Source organism: Sedimentisphaera salicampi (assembly GCF_002117005.1).
Lineage (GTDB): Bacteria > Planctomycetota > Phycisphaerae > Sedimentisphaerales > Sedimentisphaeraceae > Sedimentisphaera > Sedimentisphaera salicampi.
Map to the genome: position 1 here is coordinate 243,094 of NZ_CP021023.1, position 13,516 is coordinate 256,609.

Consider the following 13,516-nt stretch of genomic DNA (forward strand, 5'->3'; position numbering starts at 1 on the left):
AAAAGATTGTTTTGAGAAAAGCCTATTTGAGCTTTTTTATCAAAAACGAACAAACTGATATAACACCAGCAGTTATAATCAATGCAAAAAAAGCAGCAGCCGGCGAAAATCCTTTTGAGCTCTCAAAATTATTGTCAAGAAGTGAATAGCTGATTATAAACGTCAGTATAGGCACAACAAAAGCAGCGATAACCTTCAGTGTTACCGGCTTGCAGTCCGAGTGCCCGAGAGTATTATACACGCTCCCGCATCCGTCTTTCTCGTTACATTTCTTGCAGTCTCTTTTTGGCATAAACAGCTAATCACAGAAAAATTAAGTAAAAATTAGATTTATACATAATTCTTTTTCGATTTCAACCTTGCTGGTTTGATTAGAGTCTGCCAAATTCTCGATTTACTGCTTATTTTCCTCGTTTAGATATGATTTCGAGCGAATTGTTAAATTTGTATTTTATTCCTTTTCTTGAAGGAATTTCAGCGGTTTTGTTTTTATAGCGCAGTTTCAAGCTGCCGCTTCGGCTTGGAATAAAAGAGGCTTCAGCAAGCTCGCCTTTTTCCCATTTGATATCGATCTCAAATCCGCCTCTTGCTTTGAGCCCTGTAATCTCTCCTTTTTCCCAAGCCTTAGGCAAAGCGGGAAGAAGCTCAATCGAATCGGTATGGCTCTGCAGGAGCATCTCCGCAATACCTGCACAGCCGCCGAAGTTTCCGTCTATTTGGAACGGGGGATGAGTGTCGAAAAGATTTCGGAGAGTAGATTTACTGTACAGCGATAGCAGATTCGAATGCGCCTTTTCGCTTTCGCCCAGCCTTGCCCATATATTGATTATCCACGCCCTCGACCAGCCTGTATGCCCGCCGCCGTGGTCAAGCCTGAAATCCACGCTCTTTTTAACAGCCTTAGTTTCTTCAGGGCTTCTTGAGTAGGTGTACTGCCTGCCAGGATGCAGGCCGTAGGCATGCGAGATATGCCTGTGCCCAGGGGCTGGCTCCTCAAAATCCTCAGACCATTCCAGCAGTCTGCCGTCTTCGCCGATTTTGGGAAGAGCCAGCCTCGCCTTGGCTGATTTTACGTTTTCAATAAACTGATTCTCAATTTTCAAAACATCTGCGGCTTCTATTGTGTTTGTGAAAACATCCCACGTGATCTGCTGGGACATAGCCGCCCCCATATCAAGGAATCCATCCTTCCCGTTTTTGGTTTTGAAGGCGTTTTCCGGAGAACCTGCTGGGCCTGCAGTGAGCAGTCCGGTTTCAGGATCTTCTGCAAGGTAGTCGAGAAGGAACAGCGAATTTGCTTTCAAAGCCGGATAAGCCCTTTCCCGAAGAAATTCTTTATCCTGAGTGAAGCGGTAATGCTCCATAAAATGCGAGCTGCACCACGCCCCTCCAAACGGCCAGTACCCCCATCTCACCTTACCGAATGGAGAAGTAAAAAGCCACGGGTCTGTGGTATGATGAATTACTGTGCCCCTTGCCCCATAGGCTTTCCTTGCTGTTTCGCTTCCTTTGCTGTAAACGTTTTCTATAAAATCGAAGAAAGGTTTATGGCATTCCGATAGATTGCAAACCTCCGCCGGCCAGTAGTTCATCTGCATATTTATATTCACGTGATAATCGCTGTTCCATGGGGCAGCAATATGCTTATTCCAGATTCCTTGAAGATTTGCCGGCATACAGCCCGGTCTTGACGAGCTTATAAGAAGATATCTGCCGAAATTGAAATACAGCGCACTGAATGAAGGATCACTCTTGCCCTGCTTTATTGCTTTTAGTCTTTCACCCGTAGGTTTGGGGGAGCTGCTGGTTTCAGGAAGATTGAGGCTTACTCTGCTGTATAGCCTTCTGTACTCGCTGATATGCTTTTTCTTTAGCTCTTTAACACCTCTTTTGGAGGCAGCCTTTAATGTTTGAAGGCATTTTTCTTTTAGACTGTCAGTAAGCGGGGTGTATGGTTTTTCTTTATTGTAATTGGTTTCTGCTGCAATAAGGATTACAGCAGAGCTTGCATTTTCAATTCTGAGCCTTTTGTTTTCTGTTAAAATTTGCCCGTCTATGCTTTCAGCTTTCATTAAGCAGGAATACCTTACACCTTTATGTTTGCCGTTGTGGCTTGCCTGCCCCCGCATGGAAAGCATATTATCCCCGAGTGATTCTGTGTTATAATCCGCCGGCCTTGAAAGATTTGCTGCAAAATTTAGAGATTTCGGTTCGCTTGCCGTTATTCTAACGGCTATAGTTCTATCCGGGCGGCTTGCAAATACCTCGCGGGTTATTTTATTTCCCGCTATGGTAAACTCTGTTTTGCATATTGCGTTCTCGAGATCAAGGCTTCGTTTATAATAGCTCGCCTCGCCCTTCATATCGAAATCGAGTATTAAGTCTCCAAGTGTCTGATATGATCTGGGAACAATCCTCGGCGGCAGCGCCGCCTGCACAACTTCATCTGCTTGTTCGTATTTGCCCTCAAAGATCAGCCTGCGCGCCTTTTTGAAAGCAGGATAGAGCTTCTCGTTTGCCTCCGGTACTGGAGGCCCCGCCCAAACCGTATCCTCATTGAGCTGGATTCGTTCTTCGCTTATCCCGCCGAAAACCATCGCGCCGAGCCTGCCGCTGCCCACGGGAAGAGCCTCTGTCCACTTCTCAGCAGGCTCCTCGTACCATAAATGCGAAGAGCTGCCTCCAGCAGAGACCGCCGTAATGTTAATAATCAACAACGCAGCCGCAATCAACACGGCCGTACTTTCCTTTATGAGTTTCATTTTGCATCCTTTCACAGAAACGAGATTATAGATTCTCTCTGTCGCAGAAATTATATCAAAGCGTATATTAATTTATCGCTTCAACCCTTTCAATTGTATCAAAAAAGAGCATTTGCTGAAGCCTAAATCGTGATAGCTTGACGAACTGCCGGCAAAACCCAGTTTAACCACTGCTGGGGGATTTTTACTGAAATTTTGAATTGATTTTTGGTTTCAAAGTATTTAAAGTCTAAAGAGGTTTATCTTTATGGTTAGAATAAAATATGAATGCCGAGGTGGTTTTATGAGATTCTGCGATGCAGCAATCTTGCTGCTTATTGTATTTTCCAGTTTGGCTCCTGCCCTTGAGGAGGATGTCAATCAGGGGATGAAACACGTTCATGACCCTTCAATGATATATTCCGAAGGATTTTATTACGTCTTTTCTACGGGCAGCGGAATCTCGATAAGGCGTTCAAGCGATCTGAAGCACTGGACATACATCGGCAGGGTGTTTTCGGATATTCCCAGCTGGGTTCAGGATAAGGTAGAGGGTGTTTCGGGCTTCTGGGCTCCCGATATCACCTATCACAACGGCAAATACTATATCTGCTATTCCGCCTCCACTTTCGGCTCTCAAACCTCTGTTCTTGGCTTGGCCTCTAACGCCACGCTCAACCCCACTGATCCCAATTATCAGTGGGTGGATGAGGGCGAGATTATCGATTCACCGCCGGCAGACCCTCCGGCATACAATGCCATAGACGGGGCGTTTGTGAAGGATGAAAGCAGCAATATGTGGCTCACTTTCGGCTCATTCTGGGAAGGCATTATGCTCACAAGGCTGGATAACTCCACCCTGAAGCCCGCTTCGTCTCCCGCCGAGATACACCAGATTGCCCGCAGGAGCAATTCATCTGCGATTGAAGCCCCTTACATCACCTATCGAAACGGATGGTACTACCTCTTTGTGAATTGGGATCATTGCTGCCGAGGCACAGACAGCACATACAAGATTGTCGTGGGGCGGTCTGAATCTATTGAAGGTCCATACAAAGACAAAAACGGCGAGCCTCTGCTTCAAGGTACAGGTGGGACGCTCTTTGCAGGAGACTCCGGCAGGTGGATCGGTCCTGGGCACGCTGATATAACAACAGTGGATGGGCAGAATTATTTTACCTATCACGCTTATGATGGTCTCGACGAAGGAACGCCCACGCTTCGTGTGAATTATCTCCAATTCGATCAGCAGGACTGGCCTGTTATGGGCGATTCTCTTACCCAGCCGGAAGATTTGCCGGATGGGATAACTGTTGCCCATTGGAATTTTGATAACGGCCCCGCAGGGACACCTATGAACAATAGCGGCTATACAGGCCAGTTATCGGTGCCCGATTTATCAGGCAACGACTATGGTTTGTATGCTTGGGACGATTTTTACGGCCCATTATTTTCTCAGGAAGGCCAAACGCCCAGCGGCCTCGGCCTTAGCTGCCGGCTCAGCGGCGGCCAAGACGTCTATACAAAAGATGATGCAATCAACAACTGGTCTCCGGAGGTTTGGACAATAGAGCTTGCCGTTAAGCTTGATAATCCAGGCGGCTGGCAGACGTTCATCGGCCGAGACGGCTCATCTCAGGGCGAAACAGAGGCGGATTTTTATCTTCAGAAAAACGGGGTAAATGATCGATTCCGAATCAACTTTGATACGGTTGGCGGGCAGCGTTATATTCTTGATTCTGAGTTCCCCGCTCAGGCAGGCCAGTGGTACTACCTTGCTGCTGTTTCCAACGGTGAGCAGCTGAAGATGTATGCCGACAAGCTCGACGGCGAGGGCTCGCAGGTGGTCGGGAGGATGCAGATGGATGCAAGCAGCAATAATTCCTTAGCCGCCTCCGGCTACAACTGGACCATCGGACGCGGATGGTACAATGGAGTCTATACTAACCATGTTAGCGGCTTTATAGACGATGTGAGATTTTCCTCAGAAGCCCTTGAGCCTTCAGAGTTTCTTCATTATCAGTGCGGTGCGTGGGGATATCTCGAATTTGATTACAATCAGGACTGCTTCGTTGACATACACGATTTTTCTTTATTCGCTCCGAGCTGGGCGGGTTCTATAGATCAGCTTGAATCCTTTTCTGCCCAGTGGCTTGAAACCAGCAATCCTTATTATAACTGAAAAGATGTTATTCCATCCTGTACTGCTTCGGGCTTTGGCCTGTAGCGTTTCTGAAGTATCTTGAGAAGTGCTCGGGATCTGTAAACTTGAGCTCCTGAGCTATCTGGTGTATGGATTTTGAGCTGTTCAGCAGTTTGTTTTTAACAAGATTTATCCTAAGCCTTTCTATCTCGCTTTTTATTGTGCGTTTCAATGTGGCTTTGAATCTTTTCTCCAGCTCCCGTTTGGAGAGGCAAGTCGCCTCTACTACATCAATAGTCTGAATCGGCTTGTCGAAATTTTTTCGTATAAACACTATTGCCGAAACAACCTCCTCATCATCTATTGCGAGGATATCTGTCGAGCGTCTCTCAATGATATCCAAAGGAGACACCTTTATTATTTTATACCCGCCTGTGTTTTCAATCAGGCTGTTGAGGTGCTGGGCAGCGGAATATCCTGCCCTTTCAAAGTCCAGTTCAATGCTTGAAAGCGGGGGAGAGGAGAGGTTGCAAATCAGCTCATCGTTATCAACACCCAAAACAGCGATTTCTTCGGGAACGTTTATCTCGGCTATCTTGCAGGCCTCAAGTACAGACACAGCGCGGTCGTCGTTGCAGGCGAACACACAGATCGGCCGAGGGAGTTTCTTCAGCCACTCAGCTATGTTCAATCTTTCTGACTGATGGATGTTGTTTTCGGGCGAATCGCTGAGGTAGTTGTAGAACGAGTTTATCTTCGTATGTTCAAGCGAGCGTCTGAAGGCCTGAAGACGCTTCTGAGACCATTCGAATTCACTGAATCCGCAGTACGCAAAGTTGTAGAAACCAAGGCCGGTAAAATAGTCGGCTGCCATCTGCCCTATATTTTTGGAGTTGGTCATTATTGTGGAGGTTCCGGCGATTAGTTCATGAAGGGTATCGCTTACCACTTTGGCAGTCTCTGTCTCCAGCAGCTCCGGCACTTTGAAGGCATCTCGGATTAGCAGGCCGTCAGGTTTCAGGTATTTAAAGTCAAAATCATAACCTGAGGCAGACTCCTGAAGATAATCCGGCGGCTGCACATAAACCTCCCAGTCTGTCAGGGTTGAGAGGTATTTCTCCACTCCGGACAGGAATTTCCGCCCTGTAGCCCGAGAAGTATCTACAACTATCAGTATTTTCTTCATAAATTCACCTCTAACGCATAATGGTTATATTATAACGCAAAATGGCCTTAAAGAGAATGGATTTTCTGATATTTTTTATAAAGGCAGTTTTTCAGCAGGCTTACAAGATTTGAGAAAATCTTTGAAATCGTGCTGAATATCTGCTGGGTTCTTTTATGTTTTATTGCTTAAAAGTTAGTAAAAATCAAAATCAGAAAAGGGAAATGACATGAATGTTTTAGAAAATTACGAAGTATGGTTTGTTACCGGCAGCCAGCATTTGTATGGCAGAGAGGCTCTTGATAAGGTAAATTCAGACTCTCAGGCGATATGCGAAGGGCTCAATGGTTCAAAAGAGCTGCCGTGTAAAGTGGTTTTTAAGCCCGTTTTAACCACCTCCGAAGAAATCTCTAATCTCGCAGCAGAGGCCAACAACTCCCCGCAATGCATAGGTCTTGTTATGTGGATGCACACATTCAGCCCTGCGAAGATGTGGATTAAGGGTTTAAGCATACTTAACAAGCCGTTTGCACACCTGCATACCCAATGCAACAGAGACATCCCGTGGGACAGCATCGATATGGACTTTATGAACCTCAATCAATCCGCTCATGGCGGGCGTGAATTCGGCTTTATTTGCAGCAGGATGAGAAAGCAGCGCAAGGTTATCGTTGGCCATTGGCAGGATAAGCAGGTAATCGAGAAGCTCGGGATCTGGATAAGAGCTGCTGCCGGCTGGAATGAATGGCAGAACCTGAAAGTCGCCAGATTCGGCGATAATATGCGAAATGTTGCCGTAACTGAAGGCGATAAGGTTGAGGCTGAGAAGCAGTTCGGCTTTTCTGTAAACGGCTATGGAGTTGGCGATCTAGTCGAAATCATACAAAACACGAGCGATTCAGAAGTTCAGGCCGTGATAGACAGCTATAAATCATCGTACACGCTGGATTTTGATGATTCTCATATGCCGCGTGTTCGTGAGTCAGCTAAGATTGAGGCTGGGATGCGTAGTTTCCTTGAAGAGGGCGGTTTCAAGGCCTTCACAACAACCTTCGAAGATCTCCACGGTTTGGAGCAGCTCCCGGGGCTTGCGGTTCAAAGGCTTATGGAAGATGGATACGGTTTTGGTGCAGAAGGCGACTGGAAAACAGCAGCGCTTGTTCGGGCTATGAAGGTTATGTCTGAGGGGATGGATGGCGGAACTTCCTTTATGGAAGACTACACCTACCACCTCGAGCCGGGGAATATGAAGGTTCTCGGTGCTCATATGCTCGAGGTTTGCTCTTCGCTTGCTGAAAGCAAGCCGGCACTTGAGGTTCACCATCTCGGAATCGGCGGAAAAGCTGACCCGCCTCGACTGGTGTTTAATGTCCCTAATGGAAGCGGCATCAACGCATCAGTGATGGATATGGGCAACCGCTTCAGGATGCTGATTAACCCTTGCAGAGTGGTTTCTCCGGATGCAGACCTGCCGAATCTGCCGGTAGCGAGAGTTCTCTGGAAGCCGGAACCGGATCTCGCAACAGCAGCAGCAGCTTGGATACACGGAGGTGGAGCTCACCATACAGGTTTCAGTATGGCTCTTAATTCAGAGCATTTGGAAGATTTTGCCGAAATCGCAGGAATTGAGTATCTGCATATAGACAAAGATACTACTGTAAGCAGTTTCAAAAATGATTTGCGTACCAATGAAATTTATTATATGCTTTCCAAATCACTTTCTTAAAGATTTGATAATTGAAAAAGGTAATAGCGTTTTTTAAAGGAATAAATAGAGGTGTTTAACTATGACTAATCTGTCTTTTCTTCCTGTCGCTGCCGGCGATTGGCACGTGCTTGATACTTCAATCCTGATTGCTTTTTTTGCAGCCATGGTCGGTATCATAGTTTGGGTACTCAAGCAGAGAGAGGAAACATCACAAGACTATTTCCTCGCCGGCAGAAAAGCCAAATGGCTTGAGATCGGATCATCGATTTTCTCTTCAAACATCGGCTCAGAACACCTTGTAGGCCTGGCCGGTGCGGGGTTTGTTAGCGGTATGGCGATGGCTCACTGGGAAATGCACGCTTGGATGATTCTCGTTCTTGGATGGGTGTTTGTCCCATTCTACGACCGCATCAAAATCTTCACAATGCCAGAATTTCTCGAACACCGCTTCTCCTCCAGAACACGAACTGTTCTTTCCATGATTTCGCTTGTCAGCTACATCCTCACGAAGGTTGCAGTTACGGTTTATTCCGGTGGCGTAGTTTTTGGAACGGTTTTCGGGATCGATTCTATAGAGATTATGGGACGCACGGTTGATTTCTTTTGGGTAAGTGCAATCGGTCTTGTGGTTATAACCGGTATATACACAATCCTCGGCGGAATGAAGGCGATTATGTACACTTCCGTACTGCAAACACCCGTGCTTCTGATCGGCTCTGTTGCGCTGCTGGTTTTAGGCCTGAATGCAGCAGGTGGCTGGGGCAATGTTGTAGAGGCCTGCGGAGATAACATACACCTTATCCGCCCCCACGACGATCCGGAATTCCCGTGGACAGGCGTTGTCTTCGGGTCTATGATTATAGGTTTCTGGTACTGGTGTACAGACCAGTACGTTGTCCAGAGGGTGCTCTCAGGCAAGAATCAGACGCAGGCAAGGAGAGGTGCAATTCTCGCAGGATACCTCAAGCTGCTTCCCGTTTTCATTTTCCTCATCCCGGGCATGATAGCTTTTGCTCTCTTCAAGCAGGGCAAGATGGATGTTGAAAGTTCTGATGCAGCTTTTGCCACTCTCGTTTCGCATATCCTGCCGATAGGATTCAGGGGAATAGTGGTATGCGGGCTTTTGGCAGCTCTTATGAGCTCTCTGGCTTCGCTGTTTAATTCTTCCGCTGCACTGTTTGTGGGTGATTTCTACAAGAAGTACAAGCCGGAGGCAAGCGAGAAAAATCTGGTGATCGTTGGAAGGATCGCAACGGGAACTATTGTTCTTCTCGGAATCCTCTGGATTCCCGTGATGAAGGTGTTCAGCAATGTACTCTACGAATACCTCCAGGCGGTTCAGGGGCTTCTTGCTCCGGCAATTGCCTCGGTATTTATTATGGGTGTATTCTGGAAGAGAACCACACCCGCCGGAGGCTACTGGGGGCTCACAATCGGCTTTATACTGGGAATGTTCCGTTTGGTTCTAAATGTTATGTACGGAGCCAAGAACGGCGTAGTTATACAGGCAGCCAAGCTCAAAGACAGGGTGCTTTCGATAACCGCAGACAGCCATATTGATATAATGGGCAAGCTTGAAACTCTCAAGCAGGGTATTGCAGAACACCTTCCAAATGCAGGAGGGGAGGCGCAGATGCAGGTTCAGAAGGCTATCGAAGCCTTGAAGGCAGGGGGCGACGGAACTCAGGCCTCAGAACTGCTTGCAAAATCTGAAACTCTCCTAAGCCAGCTCTTTGTACAGCAGCACGGTTTGCTTTACAGGATAGCTGCTATCAACTGGCTGCATTTCTGCATTATTCTCTTCCTTCTGTGCATCGCAATTACAGTTGTAGTAAGCCTTATGACCGCTGCTCCAACTCCTCAGCAGCAGCATTACACGTATTTCTCTGCTACGAAAGAAGAACGAGAAGAAACCAGAAGAAGCTGGAACAAATGGGATATTATCCATTCTGCAATAATCTTGGGTATAGTTATTGCATTTTATGCTTACTTCTGGTAATCAGGGGTTTTTGGGGAAACCCATTGTTTCTTAACAGCCTCATAATGATTGGTGTTTGACAGGTTCCAATCAAATAGGTTTCAGGCCTCTAATTTTCAGAGGCCTGAAATCCTTATGTATGCCTTTGCCAGCGCCAAAGCTAATTGTCAGTAAAGGAAAGTTTTTATGAAAATTAGCGTAATCAAATTTTATTTATGTTTTTTGGCATTGTCCTCAGCCTGTGCTTACGGCATAGGAGAATTTGTTCAGGATAAAGGCTCCGAGGGTATTATTTCCCTGGAAGCAGAAAGCTTCACCAGCAAGGCACCCAAAAGTTCACATAGCTGGAATCTAATAAACTCACCTGACTGCAGCGGCAATGAGGCCATGCAGGCCCAGCCTGATGATGGAACGAGCATCAACACCGGCTATTCAGCGACAAGCCCGAGTATGGAGTTTGATGTCTATTTCGTTAAAACTGGAACTCATTACGTATGGTTCAGGTGTCTTCCTTTAGACGGCTACAGCGATTCGTTCCATATCGGTCTTGATGGCGAGGAGCTTGCCTCCGCAGACAGGGCGAGAAGCTCAAATTTTGAAAGCTGGAACTGGTCTAATTCAACAATGGACGGAACAGACGCCTCTTTTGAGGTGGATTCAACCGGCCTGCATACCGTGAATGTGTGGATGAGGGAGGATGGATTTCGAGTTGATAAGATATTGCTAACCACCAGCCCCTCTTTTACACCCTCCGGCATTGGCCCTGATGAAAGCATCCGCAACTACGCCCCCTCCGCTCCGGAAGGGCTTTCTGCAAGCGGAATTAACAATGCGGTCTCCCTGGTGTGGGATGAAAATCCTGAGACCGATATTGCAGGCTATATGGTGAAACGCTCGCTTGAGCCTGAAGGCGCATTCGAGATTGCGGCTTCAGATGTGAAGGCAAGCAGCTATATAGATAATGAAGCGGAAAACGGGACAACTTATTATTACGTTGTCTCAGCAGTTGACACTGCGGGCAATGAGTCCGCAGACAGCGAGCCGGTTTTTGCAGCTTCCCATGTAACTAAACGCAAAATGGAAAAGCTCGGCCGCGGTACAGTGGCGGTTGATATAGACAGCGGGGTATATGTAGGCTGGAGGATGCTGGGCACGGAGCCGCAGGAAGTTGAATATAACGTTTACCGCGGCTCTGAAAAGATAAACTCCTCCTCAATTTCTAATTCGACGAATTTTATCGACACCTCGGGCACTCAGAGCAGTACGTACAGAATTGCAGCAGTGATTGATGGTGAGGAGAAAGAAAAATCCAGCCCAGTTTCAGTGTGGAATAATTTCTATAAAGACGTGCCTCTTGAAAGGCCTTCCGGTGGGACAACTCTCGATGGCTTTGATTATTCTTACAGCCCCAACGATGCAAGCGTGGGCGATCTCGACGGCGACGGTGAGTATGAGATAGTTCTTAAGTGGGATCCGTCCAATTCCAAGGACAACTCGCACAGCGGTTATACGGGAAACGTGTATATCGATGCCTATGAAATGGACGGAACGTTTCTATGGAGGGTTGATCTGGGAAAGAATATTCGGGCAGGCGCACATTACACCCAGTTTATAGTTTACGATTTGAACAGTGACGGAATGGCTGAGATGATATGCAGAACTGCCGACGGAGCAAAAGACGGGCAGGGCAATGTGATTGGCGATCCAAACGCAGACTACCGCAATTCAGACGGCAGGATACTCTCCGGATCTGAGTACCTCACAGTCTTCGACGGACAGACAGGAGCCGCTCTTGCAATAGAGGATTTCGAGCCGGCAAGGGGAAACGTTTCAGACTGGGGAGATTCTTACGGAAACCGAGTTGACCGTTTCCTTGCAGGCGTTGCATATCTGGATGGCGAGAGACCGAGCGTTATTATGACCCGCGGCTATTACGAAAAAACTGTTCTCGCTGCCTGGGACTGGCGGGGCGGGCAGCTTACCCTCAGATGGATCTTCGACAGCGACGATCCGGGTAATTCCGCTTACGCAGGCCAAGGCTGCCACAGCCTCAGCATTGCAGACGTGGATCAAGACAGCCGAGATGAGATTGTCTTCGGTTCGTGCACGATAGATGATGACGGCACCGGCCTTTACTCCACCCGCCTTGGACACGGAGATGCCCTTCATGTAGCAGATATGGATCCTTCACGTCCAGGGCTCGAGGTATGGGAGTGTCATGAAACATCCGCCTCAGGCGCAACCTATCGAGACGCCGGAACGGGTGAGATAATTTGGGAACACGAAAACACCGGAGATGTGGGCAGAGCCCTTGCTTCCAACATTGACAATCGTGAAATCGGTTATCAGCTCTGGTCTTTCGCCGCCGGCGGAACATACAACGTGGACGGCTCTCAAATAAGCAACAGTATGCCGAGCCTGAATTTTGCAATTTGGTGGACAGGCGACCTCCAGCGTGAAATGCTTCATGCCGCTGACGGGCAGGGAATGAATCCGGTGATGGAGAAGTGGAACAGCGGTGATGATTATCCATATCGCTTGATGAATATATATGGTATCCCTGATTCTTACAGCACAAACGCCAACAACTACACCAAAGCTAATCCCTGCCTTACAGCAGATATCCTCGGCGACTGGCGGGAAGAGATGATTTACAGGTCTTCCGATAACACAAAGCTCAGAATCTTCACTACCACATACAAAACCAGCCACCGAATCTATACCCTTATGCACGATTCGCAGTATCGCTCAGCTGTGGCGTGGCAGAATGTTGGCTACAATCAGCCCCCGCATCCAAGCTTCTACATAGGCCTCGGGATGACTCCTCCACCCCAGCCGGATATATCCGTGGTTACTCCAGAAGTCAAACCTGATGAGTTGGTTGCAGCGCATTGGAATTTCGATGGAGGCACTCCCGGAGCTGCCATGAACGATACTGGCCAGACAGGTCAGCCTTCCGTGCCCGATTTATCCGGCAACGGCTATGATTTGTATGCATGGAACGATACCTACGGCCCGGCATTTTCGCAGGAAGGTCAGACGCCCAGCGGTCTCGGCCTTAGCTGCCGGCTTAGCGGCGGTCAGGACGCCTACACAACCAATCAGGGAATCAACAGCTGGTCGCCCGAAGAGTGGACTATTGAGTGCGCAGTTAAGCTTGATACCCTCGAGGGATGGCAAACTTTTATAGGCAGGGACGGGTCATCTCAGGGAGAGGCTGAGTCTGATTTCTATCTTCAGAAAAACGGCATAGACAACAAATTTCGCTTGAATTTCGATACCGCCGGCGGGCAGCGTTATATTCTTGATTCTGATTTCCCCGCTCAGGCAGGCCAGTGGTACTACCTTGCAGCGGTCTCCGACGGAAGCACCCTGAAGATGTATGCCGATGCTCTTGATGGAAGCGGTTCACAGCTTGCGGGAACTCTCTCCATGAATCCCGAAAACGATAACTCCCTCGCATCTGCAGGGCAGAACTGGACTATAGGCCGCGGCTGGTTTGACGGGTCGCAGGTTGACCATCTAACCGGCTTCATTGATGATGTAAGATTTTCGAGCAGAGCCCTTGAGCCCTCAGAATTCCTCCATTATCAGTGCGGGGCTTGGGGGTATATAGATTCCGATTTGAACGAGGATTGTTTCGTGGATCTTGAAGATTATAGCTTTTTCGCACAAGATTGGGGTTATTCACTCCAGCAGCTTGTCTCTTTCTGTTCAGAATGGCTGGAAAACAGCAATCCATATTCGGAGCTTATAGCTGAATAAAACCTCCGTTTTGAAA

General features: G+C 47.8%; 6 protein-coding genes and 1 pseudogene. 4 read left to right on the forward strand and 3 right to left on the reverse strand.

The window, feature by feature from the left end:
- Nucleotides 1-22 precede the first annotated feature (22 nt).
- Nucleotides 23-292, reverse strand: coding sequence for a hypothetical protein (locus STSP1_RS00890; RefSeq protein WP_085754539.1), 270 nt, complete (start codon nucleotides 290-292; stop codon nucleotides 23-25).
- Between the two features lie 109 nt (nucleotides 293-401).
- On the reverse strand, nucleotides 402-2,762 hold the full coding sequence (locus STSP1_RS00895) for a glycoside hydrolase family 95 protein (protein WP_085754540.1): 2,361 nt from the start codon (nucleotides 2,760-2,762) through the stop codon (nucleotides 402-404).
- Nucleotides 2,763-3,009: 247 nt separating this feature from the next.
- On the opposite strand from STSP1_RS00895, the gene STSP1_RS00900 reads away from it, so the two are divergent.
- Nucleotides 3,010-4,923: a family 43 glycosylhydrolase gene (locus tag STSP1_RS00900; protein WP_085754541.1), complete on the forward strand. Its 1,914-nt coding sequence runs from the start codon at nucleotides 3,010-3,012 to the stop codon at nucleotides 4,921-4,923.
- Between the two features lie 7 nt (nucleotides 4,924-4,930).
- Here STSP1_RS00900 and STSP1_RS00905 read toward each other — a convergent pair whose 3' ends face one another.
- Nucleotides 4,931-6,070 (reverse strand): XylR family transcriptional regulator, encoded by a 1,140-nt coding sequence (locus STSP1_RS00905; RefSeq protein ID WP_085754542.1) that lies wholly within the window; start codon nucleotides 6,068-6,070, stop codon nucleotides 4,931-4,933.
- Between the two features lie 208 nt (nucleotides 6,071-6,278).
- Between STSP1_RS00905 and araA the strand changes: the two genes are divergently transcribed.
- The 3 genes and pseudogenes from araA (at nucleotide 6,279) to STSP1_RS12430 (ending at nucleotide 13,500) form a co-directional block, all read left to right on the forward strand.
- Entirely contained in the window at nucleotides 6,279-7,775 is a 1,497-nt protein-coding gene (araA, locus tag STSP1_RS00910; protein ID WP_085754543.1) for an L-arabinose isomerase, read from the forward strand.
- Between the two features lie 61 nt (nucleotides 7,776-7,836).
- Nucleotides 7,837-9,240: pseudogene (locus tag STSP1_RS00915) on the forward strand (sodium:solute symporter); the annotation flags it as partial.
- 681 nt (nucleotides 9,241-9,921) lie between these two features.
- A complete protein-coding gene (locus STSP1_RS12430) occupies nucleotides 9,922-13,500 on the forward strand; it encodes a rhamnogalacturonan lyase family protein (protein ID WP_161491545.1) in 3,579 nt (1,192 codons plus the stop codon).
- The last annotated feature ends 16 nt before the right edge of the window (nucleotides 13,501-13,516 follow it).

Excerpts from the sequence above, each read along its gene's own strand:
- STSP1_RS00890 (WP_085754539.1), bottom strand. The coding sequence starts at position 292 with ATGCCAAAAAGAGACTGCAAGAAATGTAACGAGAAAGACGGATGCGGG.
- STSP1_RS00895 (WP_085754540.1), bottom strand. The coding sequence starts at position 2,762 with ATGAAACTCATAAAGGAAAGTACGGCCGTGTTGATTGCGGCTGCGTTG.
- STSP1_RS00900 (WP_085754541.1), top strand. The coding sequence starts at position 3,010 with ATGGTTAGAATAAAATATGAATGCCGAGGTGGTTTTATGAGATTCTGC.
- STSP1_RS00905 (WP_085754542.1), bottom strand. The coding sequence starts at position 6,070 with ATGAAGAAAATACTGATAGTTGTAGATACTTCTCGGGCTACAGGGCGG.
- araA (WP_085754543.1), top strand. The coding sequence starts at position 6,279 with ATGAATGTTTTAGAAAATTACGAAGTATGGTTTGTTACCGGCAGCCAG.
- STSP1_RS12430 (WP_161491545.1), top strand. The coding sequence starts at position 9,922 with ATGAAAATTAGCGTAATCAAATTTTATTTATGTTTTTTGGCATTGTCC.